24 protein-coding genes and 1 pseudogene are annotated in these 22,809 nt (G+C 67.7%); 16 read left to right on the plus strand and 9 right to left on the minus strand.

Features of this window, described 5'->3' with window-relative positions:
* Positions 1-77: 77 nt before the first annotated feature.
* On the minus strand, positions 78-635 hold the full coding sequence (locus SPHPHY_RS0118365; protein ID WP_022688142.1) for a septal ring lytic transglycosylase RlpA family protein: 558 nt from the start codon (positions 633-635) through the stop codon (positions 78-80).
* Between the two features lie 82 nt (positions 636-717).
* Here SPHPHY_RS0118365 and SPHPHY_RS0118370 point away from each other — a divergent pair, with 82 nt between their 5' ends.
* Positions 718-1,629 carry a DNA/RNA non-specific endonuclease gene (locus tag SPHPHY_RS0118370; RefSeq protein ID WP_022688143.1) on the plus strand — a complete coding sequence of 304 codons (912 nt, stop codon included), beginning with the start codon at positions 718-720 and terminating at the stop codon, positions 1,627-1,629.
* A 26-nt stretch (positions 1,630-1,655) separates the two neighbouring features.
* Here SPHPHY_RS0118370 and SPHPHY_RS21095 read toward each other — a convergent pair whose 3' ends face one another.
* Positions 1,656-2,378 carry a LuxR C-terminal-related transcriptional regulator gene (locus tag SPHPHY_RS21095; RefSeq protein ID WP_028057130.1) on the minus strand — a complete coding sequence of 241 codons (723 nt, stop codon included), beginning with the start codon at positions 2,376-2,378 and terminating at the stop codon, positions 1,656-1,658.
* A 168-nt stretch (positions 2,379-2,546) separates the two neighbouring features.
* Here SPHPHY_RS21095 and SPHPHY_RS0118380 point away from each other — a divergent pair, with 168 nt between their 5' ends.
* The 12 genes from SPHPHY_RS0118380 (at position 2,547) to SPHPHY_RS0118435 (ending at position 14,149) form a co-directional block, all read left to right on the plus strand.
* Positions 2,547-3,554: a hypothetical protein gene (locus SPHPHY_RS0118380; RefSeq protein WP_022688144.1), complete on the plus strand. Its 1,008-nt coding sequence runs from the start codon at positions 2,547-2,549 to the stop codon at positions 3,552-3,554.
* Complete coding sequence (locus SPHPHY_RS0118385) at positions 3,551-4,363, plus strand: hypothetical protein (protein ID WP_022688145.1); 813 nt, start codon at positions 3,551-3,553, stop codon at positions 4,361-4,363. The genes SPHPHY_RS0118380 and SPHPHY_RS0118385 overlap by 4 nt, the downstream gene beginning before the upstream one ends.
* A gap of 12 nt (positions 4,364-4,375) precedes the next feature.
* A complete protein-coding gene (locus SPHPHY_RS0118390; RefSeq protein ID WP_022688146.1) occupies positions 4,376-5,455 on the plus strand; it encodes a M4 family metallopeptidase in 1,080 nt (359 codons plus the stop codon).
* Positions 5,455-5,766: a protealysin inhibitor emfourin gene (locus tag SPHPHY_RS0118395; RefSeq protein WP_022688147.1), complete on the plus strand. Its 312-nt coding sequence runs from the start codon at positions 5,455-5,457 to the stop codon at positions 5,764-5,766. Before SPHPHY_RS0118390 ends, SPHPHY_RS0118395 begins: the two co-directional genes overlap by 1 nt.
* A gap of 124 nt (positions 5,767-5,890) precedes the next feature.
* Positions 5,891-6,406 carry a TadE/TadG family type IV pilus assembly protein gene (locus SPHPHY_RS0118400; RefSeq protein ID WP_156025196.1) on the plus strand — a complete coding sequence of 172 codons (516 nt, stop codon included), beginning with the start codon at positions 5,891-5,893 and terminating at the stop codon, positions 6,404-6,406.
* On the plus strand, positions 6,403-7,008 hold the full coding sequence (locus tag SPHPHY_RS21100; RefSeq protein WP_022688149.1) for a TadE/TadG family type IV pilus assembly protein: 606 nt from the start codon (positions 6,403-6,405) through the stop codon (positions 7,006-7,008). Before SPHPHY_RS0118400 ends, SPHPHY_RS21100 begins: the two co-directional genes overlap by 4 nt.
* The gene (locus SPHPHY_RS21105) at positions 7,005-8,540 is read left to right on the plus strand and encodes a TadE/TadG family type IV pilus assembly protein (protein WP_022688150.1); all 1,536 of its coding nucleotides are present in this window, start codon (positions 7,005-7,007) and stop codon (positions 8,538-8,540) included. The genes SPHPHY_RS21100 and SPHPHY_RS21105 overlap by 4 nt, the downstream gene beginning before the upstream one ends.
* 464 nt (positions 8,541-9,004) lie before the next feature.
* Entirely contained in the window at positions 9,005-9,556 is a 552-nt protein-coding gene (gene rfbC / locus SPHPHY_RS0118415; RefSeq protein WP_022688151.1) for a dTDP-4-dehydrorhamnose 3,5-epimerase, read from the plus strand.
* A 13-nt stretch (positions 9,557-9,569) separates the two neighbouring features.
* A complete protein-coding gene (gene rfbB, locus SPHPHY_RS0118420) occupies positions 9,570-10,619 on the plus strand; it encodes a dTDP-glucose 4,6-dehydratase (protein WP_022688152.1) in 1,050 nt (349 codons plus the stop codon).
* A complete protein-coding gene (gene rfbD, locus SPHPHY_RS0118425) occupies positions 10,619-11,506 on the plus strand; it encodes a dTDP-4-dehydrorhamnose reductase (RefSeq protein WP_022688153.1) in 888 nt (295 codons plus the stop codon). The genes rfbB and rfbD overlap by 1 nt, the downstream gene beginning before the upstream one ends.
* A complete protein-coding gene (gene rfbA, locus SPHPHY_RS0118430; RefSeq protein WP_022688154.1) occupies positions 11,503-12,396 on the plus strand; it encodes a glucose-1-phosphate thymidylyltransferase RfbA in 894 nt (297 codons plus the stop codon). The genes rfbD and rfbA overlap by 4 nt, the downstream gene beginning before the upstream one ends.
* Positions 12,397-12,886: 490 nt before the next feature.
* Positions 12,887-14,149 (plus strand): glycosyltransferase, encoded by a 1,263-nt coding sequence (locus SPHPHY_RS0118435; RefSeq protein WP_051148474.1) that lies wholly within the window; start codon positions 12,887-12,889, stop codon positions 14,147-14,149.
* Here SPHPHY_RS0118435 and SPHPHY_RS20710 read toward each other — a convergent pair.
* From SPHPHY_RS20710 to SPHPHY_RS21110, 3 genes are read right to left on the minus strand one after another with little or no spacing between them, the layout of a single operon-like run.
* Positions 14,121-14,870, minus strand: coding sequence for a fatty acid desaturase (locus SPHPHY_RS20710; RefSeq protein WP_022688156.1), 750 nt, complete (start codon positions 14,868-14,870; stop codon positions 14,121-14,123). The two genes, SPHPHY_RS0118435 and SPHPHY_RS20710, sit on opposite strands and share 29 nt — an antisense overlap.
* Complete coding sequence (locus SPHPHY_RS20715) at positions 14,867-15,334, minus strand: sterol desaturase family protein (RefSeq protein WP_022688157.1); 468 nt, start codon at positions 15,332-15,334, stop codon at positions 14,867-14,869. The genes SPHPHY_RS20710 and SPHPHY_RS20715 overlap by 4 nt, the downstream gene beginning before the upstream one ends.
* Positions 15,331-16,320 carry a phosphatase PAP2 family protein gene (locus SPHPHY_RS21110; RefSeq protein WP_022688158.1) on the minus strand — a complete coding sequence of 330 codons (990 nt, stop codon included), beginning with the start codon at positions 16,318-16,320 and terminating at the stop codon, positions 15,331-15,333. The genes SPHPHY_RS20715 and SPHPHY_RS21110 overlap by 4 nt, the downstream gene beginning before the upstream one ends.
* Positions 16,321-16,981: 661 nt before the next feature.
* On the opposite strand from SPHPHY_RS21110, the gene SPHPHY_RS20725 reads away from it, so the two are divergent.
* Complete coding sequence (locus tag SPHPHY_RS20725; RefSeq protein ID WP_022688159.1) at positions 16,982-17,563, plus strand: hypothetical protein; 582 nt, start codon at positions 16,982-16,984, stop codon at positions 17,561-17,563.
* Between the two features lie 178 nt (positions 17,564-17,741).
* Here the strand turns inward: SPHPHY_RS20725 and SPHPHY_RS0118460 are convergent, their stop codons facing one another.
* The gene (locus SPHPHY_RS0118460) at positions 17,742-17,966 is read right to left on the minus strand and encodes a hypothetical protein (RefSeq protein WP_022688160.1); all 225 of its coding nucleotides are present in this window, start codon (positions 17,964-17,966) and stop codon (positions 17,742-17,744) included.
* A 507-nt stretch (positions 17,967-18,473) separates the two neighbouring features.
* On the opposite strand from SPHPHY_RS0118460, the gene SPHPHY_RS0118465 reads away from it, so the two are divergent.
* Both SPHPHY_RS0118465 and SPHPHY_RS20730 read left to right on the plus strand, forming a co-directional pair.
* A complete protein-coding gene (locus tag SPHPHY_RS0118465) occupies positions 18,474-18,764 on the plus strand; it encodes a hypothetical protein (protein WP_022688161.1) in 291 nt (96 codons plus the stop codon).
* Positions 18,754-20,121: pseudogene (locus tag SPHPHY_RS20730) on the plus strand (type IV secretion system DNA-binding domain-containing protein); the annotation flags it as partial. The gene SPHPHY_RS0118465 and the pseudogene SPHPHY_RS20730, both read left to right, overlap by 11 nt.
* A gap of 16 nt (positions 20,122-20,137) precedes the next feature.
* On the opposite strand, the gene SPHPHY_RS0118475 reads toward SPHPHY_RS20730, so the two are convergent.
* The 3 genes from SPHPHY_RS0118475 to SPHPHY_RS0118485 form a co-directional block, all read right to left on the minus strand.
* Positions 20,138-20,611: a hypothetical protein gene (locus tag SPHPHY_RS0118475; RefSeq protein WP_022688163.1), complete on the minus strand. Its 474-nt coding sequence runs from the start codon at positions 20,609-20,611 to the stop codon at positions 20,138-20,140.
* 302 nt (positions 20,612-20,913) lie between these two features.
* Positions 20,914-21,270, minus strand: a complete 357-nt coding sequence (locus tag SPHPHY_RS0118480) for a hypothetical protein (protein ID WP_022688164.1) — start codon at positions 21,268-21,270, stop codon at positions 20,914-20,916.
* 50 nt (positions 21,271-21,320) lie between these two features.
* Complete coding sequence (locus SPHPHY_RS0118485) at positions 21,321-22,796, minus strand: glucoamylase family protein (RefSeq protein ID WP_022688165.1); 1,476 nt, start codon at positions 22,794-22,796, stop codon at positions 21,321-21,323.
* Positions 22,797-22,809 lie beyond the last annotated feature (13 nt).

Genomic DNA, 22,809 nt, shown 5'->3' on the forward strand with positions numbered 1-22,809 from the left:
GTCGACACAGCGGTTCAAAGCCGTCGCAACGCCATCCAGGCCGCCGCACGGCGAACCGGATGGCGTTGTCGTTTCCGCTACATCCCCGACGCCGCCAGCTGCGATCGCCAGAACGCCAGCGATTGCGGGTCGGCGTTCGGGCGCGACGCCGCGGGCTTGCCGTGGCGCAGCCGTTCGCGGTCGCGCTCATCCGGCGCGACCACGCGCACGCGCACCGCGCCGTGCCCCCCGGCGCGCATCCCCAGCGCTTCGGCCGCGCCCTTCGACAGGTCGATGATCCGCCCGCGCGCGAACGGCCCGCGATCGTTGACGCGCACCACGATCACCCGCCCGGTGTCGAGCGAGGTCACCTCGACATAGCTCGGCAGCGGCAGCGTGGCGTGCGCGGCGGTGAGCCAGCCCGGCCGGAACTTCTCGCCGCGCGCCGTGCGGTTGCCGCTTTCGCTGCCATACCAGCTCGCGCGCCCGAGCATGTCGTAATCCGGTGCGGGCGCAGGGACATAAGTGATCCCGCGCACCACGTACGGTCGCCCGACCGTCACCGGCGTGTCACTGACCGCGCGGTATCGTCCGCCGCACGCCGTTAGCGCGAGCGCGAGCGTGCCGGCAAGCAAGGCGGGGCAGGGAAGGCGCATCCCGCATCCGCTACCGGCCGGCACGCGTTGGGGCAACCGGTGCGCGCGTCGGGCGTGCCGCGCGCGCGATGGAGGACACGGCATGACGATCGATCTCGAAGCCCGCCCGCGACTGGCCGACCTGCGCCCGCTGCTGCGCGAGGCACCCGCCTTGCTGGCGGAGGCGCGCGTATCGTCGCCGGCGTCGCTCGCCGACCGCGCGGGCTATCGCAGCGACCATCTCGGCGCGTTTGCGGTTCCGCTGCCGGTTGCGCCCGCCGCGGTCGTGCTGCCGGTCGCCGGGCGCGACGATGCGCGGCTCGATTACGAGCACTTCACGGTGGTGATGGCGCGCGGACGGCGGCTGGCGCTGTTCACCGCCGCCAATCTCGACGGCGCGGCCAGCGTGGCGGTCCCGCGCGGCGGCGATGCATGGGCGTATGACGGGCGCATTCCCGAGGAGGCGCAGGCCGGCGACGAACTGTACGCCGACAACGATTTCGATCGCGGGCACCTGGTGCGCCGCGAGGATCCGAACTGGGGCGCGACCGCCGCGACCGCCAACCGCGACACCTTCCACTTCACCAATTGCGCGCCGCAGCTGTCGGCGTTCAACCAGCGCACGTGGCTGGAACTGGAGGATTACATCCTCGTCAACACGCGGCGCGTGCGCGAGCGCGCCAGCGTGTTCACCGGGCCGGTCTTCCGCGCCGACGATCCGGTCTACCGCGGCGTGGCAATCCCGCTGGCCTATTGGAAGGTGGTGGCGTTCGTCCATGACGACGGCCGCCCCTCGGCGACCGCCTATCTGATCGACCACGACGTCGACCTGAGCGAGCAGTCCCTGCTGTTCGGCGCGTTCCGCACCTACCAGCGCTCGATCCTGTCGATCGCGGCGCTGACCGGGCTCGATTTCGGCGCGCTGCCGCAGTTCGACGGCTTCTCGAACGAGGAACGCGCGATGGGCGTGACGGTGAAGCAGCGGATCACCGGGCCGGCGGACGTTCGGGTATGAGCGGCGGGTGTGAGGGGGCGGGCCCGCTATCGACCGCGCACTGCAAAGTGCAACCCGAATGGCACAGCCGGCACGCCACCTGGATCCACGAAATTACGGTACGGCGGATCGTTGAACCAGATTTCGTAGCGGCCGCCGGGGCGCACCATACAGGTCAGCGTGAAGGTTCGCCCATCTGCCGATTGCTCCGGCCGGTTCGCGCCGCAATCGGGATAGGTCGCGGCGCTCTTCTGCACGAAGGAATAGCTTTGCGCGCGCATCGGACGGTCGAAGGATACGCGCAATCGCAGCGTACCGGCATCGATCGTCGCGCCCTGCTTTGGGTAGGTGGAGACCACGCGCGGCGCGGCGGGCGCAGCGCCGTTCGCCGCGCCGATCTGCGCTCCGATCGCGATCATCGCGGCGGCGAAGACGGTCAGCATGGCAAGCAACTCCCATCGGCCCGGTAAGCGGGGGTCCTCCGCGGCCACGCGGCGTGGCACCATCGAAGGCTCGCGCATCGCCGGGTCGGCGCGAACCCGCATTTTCTCGGATACGAAATTTTCGGGGCCGTCGCGGTCGGTCAGCAGCCGCGCCGCCGCCCGGCTGCTCCCCGCGCCGGTCTTGGCGCGCGCCTCGCGCAGCCGCTCGTTCACGGTATGCACCGACACGCCCAGCGTGGCCGCGGCGCTCTTGGCATCGTGTCCGCGCGCCAGCAGCCGCAGGACCGCGCATTCCTTGTCGCTCAGCCCGAAAGGCGCGTCTGACACGATGTTCTCACCGGTTGCGGGTTGATCGGTAAAGCGATGCGTACGTCACCGCGCCGTCGAACGCCAAGCGCCCGCGCGTACCAGCAGGTAAGCCGTTCGAAACGCTGTCCTACATCGCACGACTGTGGAAGATTGCCACCGACTCGCCGATCCCGAAGGAGAGTGCGCATGCGCCGTCCCGTCCTGTCGTTGCTGCTGTTCGCGTCGCTCGCGGGCTGTGCCGGCAATGCGCTCCGGCTCGAGGCGGCGGGTGCGGTGCAGCGCGACAGCCGCGTCGCGGTCGCGGCGGCCGCGCGCTATTTCGACGGCATCGAGCAACGCCGCCGCGCCGCGGCCGCCGCGTTGGTCGCCAGCGACTCCAGCTGCCTGCCGCTCACGCCGCTGCGCCTCCAGGTGCCGGTCGCGCCCGGCGCCGCCCCTGCGCCACTGTGCCTGTCCGACGCGGCTCCCGCGGCGGGGCATACCGCGTTCACGATCGATATCGCCGACAGCCCGCGCGCGGTGCTCGAACCGCGCATCGCGTTGCTCGCCGCGGTCGCCGATTATGCCGATGCGCTCGCCGCGATCCTCGACGCGCCGAAGCGCGACGTCGCTGCCGAGCTGACCGCCTTCGCCGATCAGGCCGACCGGCTGGCGCGCTTCGCCAACTTCGCTGCGGGCACCGACATCCCCGGCATCGGCGCCGCGGCGGCGAGCGAGCAGGGACAGAGCCTGATCGCGCTGATCGCCTTCGCCGATGCACTGGCGCGCGAGGCGCGCGACACGCGGGCGGTACGCGCGCTCGTCGTCGAACGTGGGGCGACCGTCGATCGCGCGCTCGCCGCGCTCGTCGTGCAGGTCGATGTCTGGGGCACCGGCGCCGCGCGTACCGCCGACGACCTCTACGGCAACGCGCTGTTCCGCAGCTACCTGCGCGAGCGGGCGGACGTGTCCGCAAGCCAGCGCGAGGAACTCGCCGCGCGCGTGTTCGCCGCCCGCGCCGCCGCGCGCGACGGCCCGGCGCGCGCCGCGGAGGTGAGTGCCGCGCTCGCGCTCGCCGCGACCGCGCAGGCGGGGTTGCGCGACGCGCTTGCCGGGCGCTTCACGCCCGCGCAGCGCCGCGCCGCCGCGCGGCTCAATCTCGACCGCGTGACGCGCGCGCTCGGTCTGGTCGCCGCGTTGGGGACACCGCTATGACCGACTTCGCTCAAGCCGTCGCGGCCGCCGATACACTGGTCGATCAAATGCAGGCATTGGTCGAGGACGCACGGTTCGTGCCGCGGTTCTTCGAGACCTTGTTCGGCCTGCGCACCGCGCTCGGCAGCGCGCGCGACCGCTTCGCCGCGACGCCGGGGGAGGGCGACCGCCCCGGCTATGCGATCGTGCAGGACCGCAGCGAACAGGCGGTCGCGATCGGCCGCGCGCTCGTCCCCGACGATGAAGCGGTCGCGCGCTATGCCGCGGCGGTACAGCGCGCGATCGCCGCGCTCGAAACGCCGCCCGCCCCGCCCCTGCCTGCGGACCTGTCTGCGGACCTGCCTGCGGGCCTGCCTGCGGCCCTGCGCCCGGCCCTGCGCGGGACGCTGCGGATCAGGCCGGCCACGCGGCGCAGCGTCGCCGCTGCCGCGCCCGAGCCCTATTACACCAGCCTGGTGAAGCTGTTCCCGGTCGAGGCGGTGACGCTCTATCCGCTCGCGATCGGGATCGCGGCCGGCGACGCCGCGATCCGGCTGCTGTTGATCGCGGTCATCATGATCTTCGTCGTCACCTTGCGCTGGTTCGCCACGCAGGACGCCGCCCCGGACGTCACGGGGAGCACGGGCGGCGGCGCGGCGGACGTGCCCGCGATCGCGGTCGCGGTCGTGTCGTTCGCGCTCTACGCCGCGTCGCTCGGCGGGTTCGGTTACCTGCGCGGCGGCGAAGCGCAGACCGGGCAATTGCTCGCCTTCCTGACCGTCATGTGGGTCGCGCTGGTGCCGTTCGCGCTCCGCCGCGTCCGCCGTTGAAGGAGAACGCCGATGTGTACCAAGACGCACCGCCACTCGCTCCACTGCATCCTGCCGCCGTACATCCTGTCGCGGATCGCCGAGCACGGCCCGCCCGAGCTGCGCGCCGCGGCGATGCGCGGGCTGCTGATCGACCCGACGATCCGCATGGTTCGCGCCGCGACGGCCGGCCCGGTGCTCGGCGCGTTGGCACGACTGCGCACCGCGGCGGGCGTGGTTCCGGCACCGGCGCCGCTGCGCACGATCCGCGATGCGGGAGGGCAGCCGCAGGCGCCCGGCGCCACGATCCTGCGCCGCGAGGGCGACGCGCCGACGGGCGACCTGGCCGCGGACGAGGCTTATGACGGGCTCGGCGCAACCTTCGCATTGTTCCGGGAAGCGTACGGCCGCAATTCGATCGACGACGCCGGGCTACCGCTCGACGCGACCGTCCATTACGACCGCGACTATGACAACGCCTTCTGGGACGGCACGCAGATGGTGTTCGGCGACGGCGACGGACAGCTGTTCAACCGCTTCACGATCGCGCTCGACGTGATCGGCCACGAACTGACCCACGGCGTGACCGAGAAGGAGGCCGGGCTTGCCTATTACGGGCAGTCGGGCGCGCTCAACGAAAGCATCTCCGATGTGTTCGGCAGCCTCGTGAAACAATATCTGCTCGGGCAGACCGCAGACCAGGCCGACTGGCTGATCGGCGCCGGGCTGCTGACCGATGCGGTGAAGGGCGAGGCGCTGCGCTCGATGAAGGCGCCCGGCACCGCCTATGACGATCCGGTGCTCGGCAAGGATCCGCAGCCCGCCGACATGGCGGGCTTCGTGCGCACCAACCAGGACAATGGCGGCGTGCACATCAACTCGGGCATCCCCAACCGCGCCTTCCAGCTCGCCGCGACCGCGATCGGCGGCAACGCGTGGGAGCGTGCCGGGCAGATCTGGTACGACGCGCTGCTCGACCCCGCGACGCGCGCCAACACCGATTTTGCAGCCTTCGCGCAGATCACCCGCGACGTCGCCGCGCGCCGTTACGGCGCGGACGCCGCGGAGGCGAAGGCGGTCGTCGACGCCTGGGCGACGGTGGGGGTGATCTGATGGCCGACGAAGCGCGGCTGCGTGTCGAGGGCGGGTTCGCGCATATCCCGGGACGCGCGCGCGACCACGCCGTCGCGCTGTGCGACCTCGCGCCCGGCGCGCGCGACGAACTCTGCGCGCTCGCCGACGCTGCCGACTTCTTCGGCTGTGCCGCGCCCGACCACGCCGCGCGCCCGGACGCGCGCACCTATACGCTGGCGCTCACGCTCGGCGACCGCACGCGCGAACTGCGCGTCGCCGAACCGATCCGCGACCCGGCGCTGGCGCAATTGGTGTCGGCGGTGCGGCGGCTGGGGGAGGCGGGCGGGTAGGGGCGACTGGCTGCGCTCAAGCGCGTCGTTTGCAACCCGTTAGGAATACGTTGCTATCGGCGTTCTCATTCGTGCGACTCACCAGTCGCCGTGGGATCGGGCAGCCATGCTAAGCAAAGGGCGGATGAGGAGATTGCGTCGCGACGAGCGCGGCGCCACGCTCATCGAATTCGCTCTCGTGGCGTTGCCGTTCTTCGCGCTGCTGCTGGCGACGTTGCAGACCTGCATTGCCTTTTTTGCGCAGCAATGCCTCGACACCGCGGCGGAGAGTACCGCACGTCAGCTGATGACCGGCGCCGCGCAAAAGGCCGGCATGAACCAGACCGCCTTCAAGACGATGGCATGCAAGAACCTGCCGAACTTCATGACCTGTGCCAACACGATGATCGACGTCCAGTCCGCGACCGAATTCGCGTCGGTCGCCACCACGACGCCGGCATTGACCTACGACACCGCCAGCAATGTCTCAAACACGTGGCAGTTCGCGCCGGGTGGCCCCGGCAGCGTCGTCGTTATGCGCGTGATGTACCTTCTGCCGGTCGTCGGCGCGCCGCTGGGGTTCAACCTTGCGACCGCCCGCGGCGGTCGGCGGCTGCTGGTGTCGACCATCGTCTTTAAATCGGAGCCATACGCGTCATGACGCGCTCCGGCTTCGCAGCGTGGCGTCTGCTGCGTGACCGGCGCGCGGTCGCGGCGACCGAATTCGCGATCATCCTGCCGGTAATGCTGCTGCTGTATCTGGGCGGGTTCCAGCTGATGGATGCGATCGCGACCTATCGCAAGGTCACGAGCACGGTCCGCGCGCTCGCCGACCTGTCGACGCAGAGCGAACAGGTCACGCCGGCGGAAATGACCGCAATTCTCGCCGGGACACGCCAGATCATGGCGCCGTATTCGATCACCGGATCGACGCTGTCGGTTGTCGCGATCGATTTCGACAATCTCGGCCAACCGTCGGTCACCTGGGTCTGTGCGCAGACGGTGACCGCGTCGTGCGGCACGTCCTATCCGGGGTTGCAGGTGGCCAACCTGAAGATCCCGGCCGGGTTGCGCGTGCCGAACAGCACGTTGCTCTACAGCGCGCTGTCGTTGCCGTACGTACCGATCTTCAGCGGTGCGTTCATGTTGCCGGTAACGCTCAGTGACAAGCTGTTTATGTCTCCGCGGCGTTCGCCATCGGTGTGCCTTAACAAGGGCACCCCGACAGCGCCGCTGTGCGTCGGAAAAGGCGGTGTCACATGATCCGGACCTTCTGCACCTTGCTGCGGCGGCTGGCATCGGAACGGCGCGGCGGCGTCCTGATGCTCTTCGCGATTTCGCTGGTTCCGATGATCTTCGCCACCGGCATGGGGATCGATTACGCGCGGGCGGTGCGGCTGCGCACCAAGCTGAACGCGATCGCGGACGCTGCGGCGCTGGCGGGCGTATCGCAGCCGATGATGAACGTGGTCGACGACACGCAGGTCCGTGCGGCCGCGCTGGCGATGTTCAACGGGCAATCGGCCGGGCTGGAAGGACTGGCAGCGGCACCGCAGATCACGGTGGTCGTCACGCATCCCGAAGGCGCCACGTCGCGGGCGGTGGCGGTGACCTATACCGCGGGCTCGACGAACATGTTTGCCAGCATCCTCAACCTGCGCAGCATCGGAATCGGCGGCGCATCGACCGCAACTGCAACCGCAGCGCCGAACGTCGATTTCTATCTTGCGCTGGACACCTCACCGTCGATGGCGCTGGCCACCACCACCGCTGGCATGACGCTGATGGACACCGTCCTGAAGTGCACGTTCGCGTGCCATAGCAACAACATGGCGGCGGTCAGCACCTCAAGCTTCCCGAACCTGATCGTCGACACCACCAAGTTTTCGATCAACAAGAAAAATTACGGCACCAAGACGGTCGGCGGGTTCCCGGCAACGGTCATCGATGCCAATGGCACCTATATCTTCGACAACAAGACCACCAATGTTCCGGCGCGCTGTAATCAGGGCGGCAAGGACCTGTGCGTCTACAACAGCAACGGCACCGCCGTCGACAGTTACTGGTATGCCCTGAACCAGGGCGTGCGGATGCGTGTCACCGACGAGCGCGCGGCGATCCGCGACCTGATGACGCTGGCGATGCAATATGCCGACCAGAACAAGCGACGCTATCACGCCTCGCTCCACACCTTCGACCACAAGTCGAACTTCAAGACGCTGGTGACGATGCCGAATCCCAGCGCGGCGGCGAACCTGACGGCGGTGTCGAATGCGGCGGACGCGATCGATCTGGTCACGGTCAACGATCTGGCCGGGGGCGGGCGCCCGCCCAACGGCGAAAGCGGCACCGAATACCTTTTCACCAGCCTGGAGTCGGTCCTCACCCAGATGGGCGCGATCATGCCGGCCAAGAGCGGGCAGGGCTCCGACCAGCCCGGCGACACGCCGCAGGCGATGATGTTCCTCGTTACCGACGGGATGAGCGACGAGAATATCGGCTCCGGACGCACGCGCTCTGCGATGCGCGACCAGCAGGTCGCGCAATGCAATGCGATCAAGGCGCGCGGGATCAGGCTGGCGATCCTCTATACCGAATACACGGCCGAATCGATCAAGGACGACGAGCCCAATCAGCGCGCCCTGGCACAGGCGGCAATTCCCAATATCGCGCCGCAACTGACCAAGTGCGCGTCGCCAGGGCTGCTCTATACCGTGAAGACCGACCAGAGCATGTCGACCGCGTTGCAGGCGCTGTTCGCAAAGGCGATGGTCACCGCCCGCCTGACGCAGTGATCGGCGGCTGGCGGGGAGGCGGGGGATGCCGTGGATCGGTACGCCTCCACCAGCAAAGGCAGGCATATCTCGCGCCGGTCAGGGGGAGCGTAGCCGAGAGGGCGCGACCGTGCCGCCCACGGCGTGCATCAACCCGTGGAGCCGGATGCACGGGGTTAACCTGCCGTCGCCGATCAGCCACACCGCGCCGTGTCAAACGACCGACCGATAGGCTCGCCACGTAGAGCGGAAGCAGGAGTTATCAGAATATCCTGTGGAACATAGGTTAAGACCTGAGCTTTAGGATATTTGGCCGATCATGACCGCAAGCAGTTGATCGTCGCTCGTTCGAAACCCCGCTGGCTCCCGGGGGCGTTCGTAACATGTCCGCGCCCAGAGCGTTCGACCGGTCAGAACGGCCAACACGGCGTGATTGCGGGGTATCGGCGCGGACGGTACGTTCGCCGGACATGGCATGTTCCCCCGTGCAGCTCCTTCGCCCTCGCCGGTTCGGCGACAGCCGCGGCTGGCTCACGGAAGTCTATTCGGTACCTGCCTTCGCTGCGCTGGGTATCGACTGCACGTTCGTGCAGGACAATCACTCGCTCTCGGCCCCAGCCTTCACGCTGCGCGGCCTGCACTTCCAGACGCCCCCGCGTGCGCAGGACAAGCTGGTGCGCTGCGTCCGCGGGCGGATCTTCGATGTTTCGGTCGACGTGCGTGCGGGCTCACCGAGCTACGGCCAGTGGGTCGGCACTGAACTCAGCGCCGAGAACGGCCACCAGCTGTTCATCCCCGTCGGCTTCGCGCACGGCTTCGTCACGCTCGAGCCCGATTGCGAGGTCACGTACAAATGTTCGGACACCTACGCTCCCGCTAACGACGGCGGGATCCGCTGGGACAGCGTCGGCATCGACTGGCCGATCCCGGCCGGCACCACGCCGGAGCTGAGCGAGAAGGACAAGGTCCAGCCGACGCTCGCCGAGTTCGACAGCCCCTTCGCCTATGACGGCCGTCCGCTGACGCCGCTCGCCTGAGGACCCGACCGACATGCGCATCTTCGTCACCGGCGGGGCCGGGTTCATCGGCTCGGCGCTCGTCCGCCACCTGATCGAGCATACCGACCACGCGGTGCTCAACTTCGACAAGCTGACTTATGCCGGCACGCTGTCGACGGTCGAGCGCGTCGCGCAATCCAGCCGCTATCGCTTCGTACAGGGCGACATCTGCGACGCCGAGGCCGTCCGCGCGGCGATCGCGGCGTTCCGCCCCGACATCGTCACGCACCTCGCGGCCGAGAGCCATGTCGACCGTTCGATCGACGGGCCGGGCGCGTTCGTGCAGACCAACGTCGTCGGCACCTATACGATGCTGGCGGAGGCGCGCGCTTACTGGCTGACGCTGGACGAGGATGCAAAGGCGGCGTTCCGTTTCCACCATATCTCGACCGACGAAGTGTATGGCTCGCTCGGCGACACCGGGCTGTTCACGGAGCAGACGCCCTACGATCCGCGCTCGCCCTACTCGGCGTCGAAGGCCGGATCGGATCACCTCGTCTCGGCGTGGGGGCATACCTACGGGCTGCCGGTGCTCATCACCAATTGCTCGAACAATTACGGGCCGTATCACTTTCCCGAAAAGCTGATCCCGCTGATGATCGTCAAGGCGCTCGCGGGCGACGCGCTGCCGGTCTACGGCGCGGGCGACCAGGTGCGCGACTGGCTGTTCGTCGAGGATCACGTCCGCGCGCTACAGGCGGTGTTCGAGCGCGGGGCGGTCGGGCGGACCTACAATGTTGGCGGGCACAACGAGAAGCAGAACATCGAGGTGGTGCGCACGGTCTGCGCGATCCTCGACCGGCTGCGCCCGCGTGGCGACGGCCAGAGCTATGCCGAACAGATCACCTCGGTCGCCGATCGTCCCGGTCACGACAAGCGCTATGCGATCGATGCCGCGCGGATCGGCGACGAACTCGGCTGGCAGCCGCAGGAGACGTTCGAAACCGGGATCGAGAAGACGGTGCGCTGGTATCTCGACAACGAGGCGTGGTGGCGTCCGCTGGTCGACGCCAGGGCATCCGAGCGGCGCGGGATCGCGTGATGCGTGAGTTGCTGGTCACCGGGGCCAACGGTCAGCTCGGACGGGAGCTGCAACGCGCGAGCCTGCCCGAGGGCTGGCGGGTGGTGGCGCTCGACCGCGCCGCGCTCGACCTCACCGATCCGCGCGCGATCGCGGCCAAGGTGGCGGAGCGGCCATGGGCGGCGGTCATCAACGGTGCCGCCTATACCGCGGTCGACAAGGCGGAGAGCGACCAGGTCGCGGCGTGGCAGGTCAATGCGCTCGCCCCCGCCGCCTTCGCTACGGCATGCGCGACGGCGAACATCCCGCTGGTGCAGGTGTCGACCGATTACGTCTTTCCCGGCGATCGTGACGGAGCGTGGCAGGTCGGCGATGCGGTCGCGCCGCTCGGCGTCTATGGCGCATCGAAGCTGGGCGGCGAGCTGGCGGTGCGCACCAGCGGCGCGCGCCACGCGATCGTCCGTACCGCCTGGGTGGTGTCGGCGCACGGCAACAATTTCGTCAAGACGATGCTGCACGTCGGCGCCGAGCGCGGAGCGTTGCGCGTCGTCGCCGATCAGCACGGCTCCCCCACCAGCGCCGCCGATCTCGCCGACGCCCTGATGCGCGTCGCGGTACGGCTGGCCGACGATCCGCAGGCGCCGACCGGCACCTTCCATTTCAGCAACGTCGGCGCGACGACCTGGGCGGGGTTTGCGGAAGAGATCTTCCGCCAGTCCGCCGCGCGCGGCGGCGCGACCGCGACGGTCGAGCCGATCGCGACCGCCGACTATCCGACGCCCGCGCGCCGCCCCGGCAACTCGCTGCTCGCGCACGATGCGATCGAACGCGCGTACGGCATCACGCCCCGGCCGTGGCGCGACGCGCTCGGCGACATCCTCGACGAACTGATCGGAGCCACGAAGTGAAGGGTGTCATCCTGGCCGGCGGATCGAGCACCCGGCTCCACCCGGCGACGCTGGCGGTCAACAAGCAGCTGCTGCCGGTCTACGACAAGCCGATGATCTATTATCCGCTGTCGGTGCTGATGCTCGCCGGCATCCGCGAGATCCTGATCATTTCCAGCCCCGAATATCTCGGCAATTACCAGCGCCTGTTCGGCGACGGCAGCGCGTTCGGGCTGGCGATCGCCTATGCCGAGCAGCCCGCCCCCGAGGGGCTGGCGCAGGCGTTCACGATCGGCGCGGACTTCATCGGCACCGACAATGTCGCGCTGGTGCTGGGCGATAACATCTTCTTCGGCGCGCATCTGACCGACCTGCTGGCGAGCGCAGTCGCGCGGACGCACGGCGCGACCGTGTTCAGCTACCGCGTCGAGGATCCCGAGCGCTACGGCGTGGTGGAATTGGCGGCGGACGGCAAGGCGCTGAGCCTTGAGGAAAAGCCCGCGCAGCCGAAGTCGAATTATGCGGTGACCGGCCTGTATTTCTACGACAACCGCGTCGTGCAGATGGCGCGCGATCTGAAGCCGAGCGCGCGCGCCGAGCTGGAGATCACCGATCTCAACCGCCTCTACATGGAAGCGGGCGATCTTCACGTCGAGCAGATGGGGCGCGGCTATGCGTGGCTCGACACCGGCACCCACGACAGCCTGCTGGAAGCCAGCGAGTTCGTCCGTACGCTCCAGCACCGCCAGGGCATCCAGATCGCCTGCCTGGAAGAGATCGCGTTCGAGATGGGCTTTATCACCGCGGAGCAGGCACGCGCGGCCGGCGAGAAGTTCGCCAAGACTGCCTACGGTCGCGCGATCCTGCGTGCCGTGGAGGAACGGGTATCGTTGTCCGGCACACCAGGATGATCAACGCATAGATCTTGCCGGAAAGGCGGGCGACGCGCGCATCTCCGGTATGTCGGGGAGCGTGCAAGGAAGTCATGCGGTTACCCTTCGTCGCCCGTCAGCCCAGGCTGGTGCGGTGCTGACATCCGAACAGGTCGCGGCGTTGGTCGCCGCGTCCGGCGCAACGGCATTGCGCTGGCGATCCACCATCACAAGTCGGGCAAGACGTTCTGGTAGGTGCCATGCAACGGCAGCACCGATGGCTGTCGCATCGACGGAGAATGCCGCCGCTAACGGGTAGCGACCGCCCGGCCCGGATCGCGCCTCCGCCTCAAGGCACAAACAGTATCTTGGCTTCGACGCAGCCTGTCACCAGACCGCTGGTGTTCCGGGAAGAGTCGCTCCACTTGATGTGGATGATATTGTTTTACCGGGCTGCCGCGTCGAGCACAGCCGCGGCGTGCCTTTGTCGCTTGCGCGTGTCGGCTCGGCTGGGTCATGCTGGCCGCGGATGCGCGGTCGTGGCCCTCTTCAAATCGGTACGCCGACGGCAGGGCACCTTGCCATCATCACCGCCCCGTTGCCCGGCCACCTCAACCCCCTGCAGGTCCTGGCGAGAGAGCTGAACGATCGCGGCTGGCGCGTGTCGCTGGTTCACATGGAACCGGCGCGACGTTTCGTGACGGATCCCGCCATTTCCTTTTCGGCGCTTCCCGGCGGGTTTGAGAAGATGTTCGAAGCCTATCTCGAAGCTCTGGTGGCGCCGAACGGGCCCGTTCGGCTGAACCGCATGATCCGCGCGACGGCGTCATTGACCGCCGGCTTGCTGGAGGAAGCGCCGGTGGTGCTGGAGCGGATCGGTGCCACGGCCGTGCTGTCGGACGCGGTCGAGCCTGCCGGCCCCCTTATCGCCCAGAAGCTCAACCTGCCTTATGCCGTCGCCACGACCGGCCTGCCGCTTCTGACGGAAGCCGATGTGCCGCCTCCCTTTCTCGGCTGGCGCTACCGCTCCGATCGATGGGGGAGGTTTCGGAACCGCGGCGGGTATGCGGTGACCGATCTGCTGATGCGGCCGGTCACCCGCGTGATCGAGACGCGCCGGCGCGAGTGGGGCCTTGCGGAAGGCTGCTTGCCGCGCGTGCAGGTCGCGCAATGTCCGCAAGGGCTGGACTATCCCCGGCGCTCCCTGCCGGCGGAGTTCCTGTACGGATCACCGTGGCGATCCCGCGAGCCGGAGAACACCGATCTGCCCGACGACGGGCCACCGCTGGTCTTCTGCTCACTCGGTACGCTCCAGGGCTCTCGTCGCGCTCTGTTCGCGACCATGTCCCAGGCGTGCGCAGCGATCGGCGCCCGGGCAGTGATCGGCCATGGCGGCGGCCTGTCGCGGGAGGAGGAGGCCGCATTGCCGGGCGATCCGCTGGTGCGGGCCTTCTGGCCGCAGGCGGCCGTGCTGCGTCGTTGCTCGGCCGCGGTGCTGCACGGCGGGTTCAATTCGGTGCTGGATGCGCTGGCGGCCGGCGTACCGATCGTGGCGCTGCCGATCGGGTTCGAGCAACCCGCAACCGCCGCCCGGCTCGTCCGCGCCGGGGCAGGCCGGATGCTGTCCCCACGTCGCTTGAGCGTGCGTGCGCTGGCCGCCGCCTTGCGGGACGTGATGGTTCGACCAGACTACGCCCGGGCCGCGCGCGTCCTCGCCGCCGAGATCGCGGCCGGAGCCGGCGCAGCCGGCGCGGCCGCCGCCATCACCGCCGCGCTAGCGTCTCCCGCCTGAAAGCCGGGAGCCGCCACCACGGCGTGCCGGGGCTGAGATGATGTTCATGATGATAGGCGCCGAAGTGAAAGCAGGTCATGAGTGACAGCAGTGGCCGGAGCGCGCTGCTGCGGGCATTGTGGGCGTCGGCGAAGGGGCGGTCGTCGTGACGGTGCGGCAGATAGGTGCCGAACACGAACAACTGCCCCAGCGCCAGTAGCGCCGGGACCGCCCAGAACACGACGATGTCGAGGAGCGACGCACCCAGCAGCAGGTACACGATCGCCGCGATCGTGATGCGTCCGATTTGCCCGTGCGTATAATAATTGCGGAAGAAGGACCCGAACCACGGCAGCAAGCGGCGGGGAGCGTCGGCGTGGAAATCGGGATCGCTGGTTGTGCCGGGCGCCGCGTGATGCGCGTGGTGCTTGGGCAGCAGCTCGCCGTACGAAAGACCGGCGTAGGCGGCGAGGCAGAACGTGCCCACGATCCTGTTCAGCCGCGGCCTGCCCGGTGCCAGCGATCCGTGCATGCAATCGTGCGCGATGATGAACAGCCCGGTGCTGAGCCAGGCCTGCACGAGGATCACGACCGGCGCCAGTAACGCGGTGCCGGGGCTCCAGTGCCAGAAGAAGATGCCGCCGACATGCACACTCGTCCAGGCACCGCCGATCGCTGCCGCCAGCATCAGGCCATGCCGGCCATCGGCCCGGCCATCGGCCCTGCGCCGATCGCGGCTCATTGCCCGGCACGTTCGGTCAGGCGGCGTTTCAGCCGCGCGGGATCGGGTGCGAACAGGAAGCCGAAGCTGACGCCGCCTTCCTTGCCCCTCACCGCATGGTGCAGGCGGTGGGCCTGATGCAGCCGCTTGAAATAGCCCCGCCGCGGCACCCAACGCATGCCGAACCGCTGGTGCACCAGCATGTCGTGCACGAAGGCATAGATCGCGCCATAGACGGTGATGCCCAGGGCGATCCACCAGAGCGGTTCCCACAATGTGCCGAGGGCGAACAGCGCGATCACGATCGCGGCGAAGCTCACCGCATACAAATCGTTGCGCTCGAAGGCGCCCGCGCGCGGCTCATGATGCGAGCGGTGCCAGCCCCAGCCCCAGCCGTGCATGACATATTTGTGCGTCGCCCAGGCGAAAACCTCCATGAACAGCACCATGGCCACGACCAGCAGCAGTTTCTCGTACCAGTTCAATGGATCACCTCGGCGCCCTGCTTCCACCGAATACGGCCGGTCGTGCGCGGCATCGGTCTAGCATGACGAACGGGCCAGCGCATCCCGCTGAGATCAGGCGCCTTTGCAGCCAGACGCCGGGCGACGGCCAGCGCGAGCACCGCCAGCAGGAGACCGGCCAGCACATCAACACCGTAATGGCCGCCGAACAACGGGGTCGCCACGATCGTCAGCCCGGCCCAGATCGCCGCCGGAACGCGGAGCCGGGTGACGGGGTACAGCCCCCAGAACAGGATCACCGGCAGCGCCGCGTGATAGCTGGGGAAGCTGACGATCCCGGTCATATGCGACAGGTCGAGCTCCCGGACGGCGCCGTCGCGCAGGCCGAGGACCAAATCACGGTCTTGCCAGGCGACGGATGGCCACAGCGTCCGGTAATGAGCGGGATCGAACAGATTGCCGACTGCCGGCAGCAATCCCGACAGGAGGATCGTCACCGCGCCAGCCACGATCGCAGCGGCGACGGCCGTGCGCAACCGTTCCAGCCGGGCGGTTGCGGCGAGCACCACGATGCACCCCACCATCTGCACGACAAGGCTGTGATAGGCGAGGCCCGCGACCAGCAGGAGCGGCGCCGGCAGCCGGTCGGCCACCGCCAGGATCGCCGGCCAGTCCAATCCCAGCCGTGCATCCGCCACGGCCAGCCACTCATCCCACGATGGTCCGCCAAATGCTGCCAGCAGATAGGCGAGCACCACGCCCAGAATGGTGAACAGGGTCATCTGAAGAAACGCGGTGGCTCCGGCCACCAACCGGGTGTCCGCGCGCATTCGCCCGATCGCCAGCGCTCCCGTCAGCACGGCCACCCCGAGCGCCGGGAGCGCCGCGCGCGCGAGCGCTACGCTGAAACCCAGGGCGTGGCTTAGCAGCAGGCAGGCGAGCGCCAGGCCACCGATGACCGACCACGACGCGGCGTTGGCATGGGACGTGGTCGTTGGCAGACGCATGGTCACCCAACGCGAAACCACTATGCCGGGTCCGCGTACGGCATGCAGCGTCAGGTTCCACAGCTGTTCTGCGTGGGCTTTTTCGTGAGCGGGTGACCCGACGCGGACGTGCCGCCGTTCACCGCGGCAACGTGGTAGGTGCGATAAGCAGTCTTATGTTAACTATTCGTTAGTTGCGAGCCGTGCTTTGTTACCACGCGCGCTTACCTTCCCTTGCGGTATGGCGCTGCCGCATGTTCGAAGAATTGGCGTTGCCAGCAAACTATCGCGTAACTCGTGGTTAGGTTGGCGGGAGTAGAGCCGGAATGCTCACGGTTGATCAGAGTCACTGGTCCGGCCGACCGGGGCCGCGATGGCGCTCTTTCGCGTCTGACCATCTGGCGACCAGCTCCCTCAGAAAGGAGCTTGGGTCGACCGGGAACACCCATGCTCAGCCTCGGCTCGCTCGCTTCGGAGCGGCCCCTTCGGGCCGCCCTCGCTACGCCTCGGCCGGGGAAGCACCAGTGCGGGCACCGAGCCCGCCCTGGCGCTGCTGACGCGCCCTCTAGCGAGCCTTCTTCGCCGGGGATGGAAGCAGCCGAACCACCCCGGTCGCCGGGCGGTACAACCTCGCCGGAGAAGAGGGAGAAGGGGAGACGCGGTTTCAACGAAGGAGGTCGAGATGACCATCACGTTCCGCGTCGACGACGGCCACAACATTCTGTCGCCCTCCCCTGCTATTATCACCCCTGACCAGCTCGGCGCGTTGCGCGATCTGCTCGGCCGCCATGTCGTGCGCAGCGGCGTCGCCTTGTTGGTTCCGATCCACGGCGATCCGGCCTCCGGGACGTTCGAGATCGAGGTCCGCGTCTGTCCGCTTGCGCTTGCGTCGATCGCGCGCTGTTTCGACTGGGATCCCGCCGTCATCACCGTCGTCGACGAGGCACAATTCCTCGGCCGTCGGGCGCGCATCTGGCAGGCTGAACCGGGCGGCGACATCAAGCTCCGCCTCGGCCTCAACCCCGACGCCGCACCCGAGCTGGAGGTCGCCAACGGCAACGCCTATGCGATCCTCGCCAGCCTCGGTCTGGACGAGGAAAGCTGCGGTGCCGTGCCCATCTCGGAGCTGCGCGAAAGGCTCATGGACCCGCGCATCCGGCGACGGCTCGACGACGATCCGCACATGACCCGCTACGTCGAAGCCCTGATCACCATGGCAGCGCTGAAACCGGTCGATGGCGAGTACCATCTCGCATGGGCCTGACGACCCCGCTCGGCGCTGAGAAAGACCCATAGGGACGCCCAGCCTCACGGCTGGCGCGTCCCTTTTTTTGCCTGCAAATCTCAAGCCGGCTGCGCCGCTTTTCCGACCGAAAAGAGAATGGCCGCACAGGGTAGCAGCCCCGTGCGGCCATCGCCGTGACCATCGGTCTCGAACCGGCTCAGGCTGTCGCCGTGAGCCGCTTCTCCACCTCGTCGACGCCCAGCGTCTTCACCGCCTTCATCAGCCCCTCAAGTCGATCGAGCGGGAGCTTCAGCAGCCCTGCCCTCTCGACCGTCCCGACAGCCGCCTCCCGCACCTTCGCCTGATGCGCCTGACGGCGCTCGGCGAGCTTGCGTTCATCGGCCGCGATCGCAGCCAGTTCAGCGTCTAGTGACTTCGCCATAGTCTTGCCTTTCGGTCAGGCTCATCGGCTTCTGAACGGCGCTGTTATACCGGCCACTGTCGCTCTCTGGAAGCCACCTCGCGTCACCCCCGAGCAACCCCGGATACGATCCATGAACCAACCTAGGCAGCGCGTCAGCAACCCGGCGCGGAGCGCCCCTCAGACCCTGCCATTCCGCCTCACGGCGGTGCAGATCCCGCCGGAAAACCGGAACACGCCCACAGCCTCCTCGAAGGACCTAGGGGGGCAAAGCGGGACAGAGGAATCGGGACTTCAGTAGAGCACACCGAACGCAAGCTTCGCTTGCCTTTTTCCCCGGATTTCCGGGGTTTTTCGAGGCTTTCTAGGTTGTGACAACGTCCGACGCTCTGTCCGACGATGTCACAGCCCGGCTTTGCGTCGAAATCTGTCTGACGGCGTCTGACTGGGAGCTTGATCGATCTCGACGACTACAGTACGATAAGCTGCTTTTCGGAGTCCCACCAGCCTCTCTGCTAGGAGGTTGAGTTGGACAACGGCTCTCGCCGATACACTATGCGGTTCGATCCTGTTCAGTACGAACAGATCGAGGAGATCGCGGCCAAGCTATCGATAGCGCCGGTCGACGTGGTTCGACGGGCGATCGGCCATTATCTCGCGGGTCAGAAGCTTCTCACGGACAGTGAGCTGCGCCACCTCCGCGTCGCCGAGTATACCCAGGTCGCGCTCGACGCGATCATCCGGGAAGATCATCCGGAACTGCGCGACACGCTGGTCCTCGAGACGAACCGCCGCATGGAGAAATACCATGGCGCGTGACGACCCCAAGGGCATGCGGCGTGACATCCGCAACAACCGCCTGGCGATCCCGCAGGAGCACCATTCCTCGCGCGGCGACACACCCCGCAACTCGGGCAATTTCACCCGCGGTTCGCAGCTCCTCAACACGCAGGTGCTGATGTGGCTACAGGGGGCCAAACTGCCGGTCCTGATGTGGCTCGGTGTGTTCGCCCTCGCCTACGTCATCATCCTCTCGATCACCCTCGACGAGAACAACGTGCAGCTCATCTGCATGCGGATCCTCTCGAGCCTGTGGAACTGGGTCGCGCTCGACAATCTGAAGCAGGTCGACCTCCGCATGCCGGACAACAGTCTGCACCGCACGATCATGGGCTATGTGCCCTACGTACCAGAGGTCGCGCGCGCCTGGGACAAGGCGGTTCGCGGCGTCATCGGATCGATGATGATCGCCACCTGCGTGACGGTGCCGCTGGCCATCTGGTTCGTCGACTTTTCCAAGCGCCGCGGCAAGGCGATGATCCAAGAGCGCCACGAGCGCGGCGCCATGCTGGTCGAGCGCGATCTGCTCTACGCCGAGATCGTCCAGCACAACAAAATCGAGTTCGTGAAGGAAGCTCAGACCCTCTTCCCCGGCAAGACCGCGAACGAGGTACTGAAGCTGCCGTTCGGCGCGCGGAAAGCGGGCGGCATCCACCACCCCTATCACATCGCTGGCATCCCCTACCCCTATCACATCGCTGGCATCCCCTACCCGCACCGCCTCGAGCAGTCGCACACGATGCTGCTCGGCACCACCGGCTCGGGCAAAACGACGGCGCTGCGCAAGCACATCCAGCAGATGCGCGAGCGCCAGGACAGCGCCGTCATCTTCGATCTCACGGGGGCCTACGTGGAGGCCTTCTACGACCCCGAGCGCGATACGATCCTAAACCCGCTCGATGCGCGCTGCCCGGCCTGGTCGATCTTCAACGACTGCACCACCTACAGCGAGTTCACCGCCGCGGCAGCGGCTCTGATCCCGTCGGATGGCGGCGCGGCCGAGCCCTTCTGGGCGCTCGCTGCACGTACCCTGTTCATCGAGATGTGCATGAAGCTCATCGAGAAGAACATGATGTCGAACCAGGCGCTGGCCGACAACCTCATGACCGCCGACCTGAAGCAGGTTCACAAGCACCTCGCCAAGACTATTGCCGACCCCATCACTGCGCCCGAGGCAGCCAAAATGGCGGAGTCGATCCGCGCCGTGTTCAACACCAACGCGCAGGTGCTGCGCTTCCTCCCCGACACCGGCCCGAGCTACTCGATCAGGGGCTGGATGACGGGCGAGAAGAAGCCCGGCTCGATCCTCTTCATCACCTCGAATTACACTGACCTGAAGATTGCGGCGACTGTTACGCCCGGCGCCGTACCCGTATCACGGGTCGGCCACCGGCCGCCAGTTTGTAGGTTCCCAGCGCGGCATGCTTGATGACGATCTTCTCGCCGGCACGCGGCGCCACCACGAAACGCTGGCCTTCGGTCTGTAGCCAGTGCGAACCCTCCGCCAGCGTGAGGGCCCAATTTCCATCACCGGTCTGCACCGCCTGCGCCAACTGGCTAGCCAGCGAATTCAGCTTGTTGCCATCGGCGCCCGGCACGCCCGGCACGCCCGGCATGCCCGGTAGATCGGCGGCGCGGCGCCGTTCGCCGAAACGCGCGCGGCGTTCCTCCTTGCTCCAGGCACGGTGGACCACCACCACCTCGCGTGCGGTGATAGCGCCATCGAAGGCCCACGCGGCGGCGTCGAAGCAGCGCAGCCGTTCCTTGTCGCTGCCGATCGTCCGGCACCGGATCACCGCATCGGCGACTGTGCTGCGATCGGGCATCGCTGCGTCAGCGGCCGCTGTACTTGGCGTAAATATCATTACGATCGTGCCCAAAACTGTCGCAGACCTGACGGCGAGCGGCGCGTAGTGGAAGTTGTGCGGATCATACCGAACGGCGGGCCTATGCTTGTTGACGCCGTCGCCAGCGGAATAGATCCGGCGCGACTGCCGAACGGAGTGTTGTGGGAGGACAACTAGAACAGAACCGGATGTTTTCTGGCCGTAATGCGGAGTTGTCGAGCGCAAAGCTTTTTATCACGCACCTTTGCGCGCACGCGCGTTCGTCGTTGCACCGCGCCGGCTCACTGCCGCAGCACCCAGCACTCCGCCTCTTCGAGGCTCGTGAAATACTCCGCTGCGCGCTCCGCTGCGGCGCGTTTGATCTGCAGGCGCGATAGCGAGCGGGCGACGACGAACGCCAGCCGGCGCGATACCATGCGCGGGTCGGACAGCACCTGCTGGAACGCGGCGACCGTTTCCTGCGCCTGGATCTGCATCGCGCGCATGTCGACGATCGTGGCGTGCGCGTTCGGGGCGCAGCGCAACTGGCGGTGCGCGGCGTCGCGCGCGGCGACGAAACGGTCGACGTCGTCGGGGCTGAAGAAGCCGGTCAGCGTGATCCGGACCAGGTCGCGCGCCGGATCGACGTCGAAGGACATGCGAGGGTTCATGCCCCGGCTGTAGCAGCCGAAGGTACAGAATCATTTACCTATGTCGGCGACAGCCATCCGCCTGCGAACCCGGCGCGCTCCAGCCCGGCGCGCACATAGCGGTTCTTCTGCATCGTCTTCCAGATCAGCCCGCTGCGCCAATTCTCGATCATGCACGCGATCGGCCCCTGGTCGATGCCCAGGAAATCGCTTGCGACCCAGCCGATGTCGGGCACCACCTTGCCGTGCTGCAGCTTCACGTCGGTCAGCGTCAGCGTCGGGTTGAAGCTGTCGCGGAAGCCGTAGCGGTCGTAAATCGCCGTACCGTAAGTGGAATACATCGCGCGGGCGGCGGGCAGCACGATCTCCGGCGCGAACGCGACCGAGCCGAGCGCGGCGGTCGGCGCGATCGTGCCGTCGTCGCGGTCGCCGGGGCCGCGCGCCGAATAGGAGAAGAACTCGCGGTTGCGCCCGTCGATCTCGCGCACGAAATCGCCCGGCCCGTCGCACGCGGTCAGCCCCCAGACGTTCTCGCCATAGCCGCGCCAGCGCGGCGGATTGTTGATCGCATAGCGGCGCTGCGCATAGGTGGCGCGGCGGCTGTTCTCGAAATAGTCGAACCCGCGGCGCTTCGAATAACCGTCCATCAGCCCGCGGAAATCGATCCACACCTGGCTGTACTGATGCCCGAACAACGGCGGGAAGGCAGTGAAAGGATTGGCGTAATTCTCGTCCCACGACGGGTCGAAGCGCGCAGTCCATTCGTCCCAGGTCGTCGGCGGCAGCGCGTGGGTCGGCGATCCCAGCGCCAGCACGTACAGGATCAGGCTTTCGTTGTAGATGTTCCAGTCGGAGCCGATGAAGCCGCTTTCGGGGTGCCAGCCCATCGCCACGAACGGCGCGCGCGGCGTGATCCAGTCCCATTCGACCGCGCGGTAGAGCTGGTCGGCGAGCGCGCGGATCTCGCGTTCGGCGGGATCGGTTTCGTCGTCGAACCACGTCTGTGCGAACAGCACGCCGCCCAGCAGCAGCGCGGTGTCGATCGTCGACAGCTCGGTCTTGGCGAAACGGTGCCCCTTGGTGACGCCCAGGAAGTGATAGAAGAAGCCTTTGTGCCCGCTGGTGCCGTCTTTCGCGGGTCCTTGCGGCGCGTCCGCGAAGAAGCGCAGCGTCGCCAGCGTGCGTTGCGCGGCGGCCGCGCGCGTGACCCAGCCGCGCGTCGCCGCGATCGGATAGGTGGTGAGCGCGAAGCCGACCGCGGCGATCGACGCGAAGCTGGGCGTCGGCCAGCGATCGGGGGCCAGCCCGGTCAGCTGGTCGGTGGTGTTCCAGAAATAGCTGACCGTCCGGCGCTGGATATCGTCCATCAACGGATCGCTGGCGCTGGCCGGCGTGGTGCCGATCGCGGGCAGCACGCCGGGGAAGGCGAGCCGCGGCGCGCGGGCCGGTGCGAGCGGGCCGGCGGTGCATCCCGCCAGCCACCCCGCCCCGCCCAGCGCCGCGGTACGCAGCAGATCACGCCGGTCGATCGTCATTCGGTAAGGCACC

This window comes from Sphingomonas phyllosphaerae 5.2 (genome assembly GCF_000419605.1).
Classification (GTDB): domain Bacteria; phylum Pseudomonadota; class Alphaproteobacteria; order Sphingomonadales; family Sphingomonadaceae; genus Sphingomonas; species Sphingomonas phyllosphaerae_B.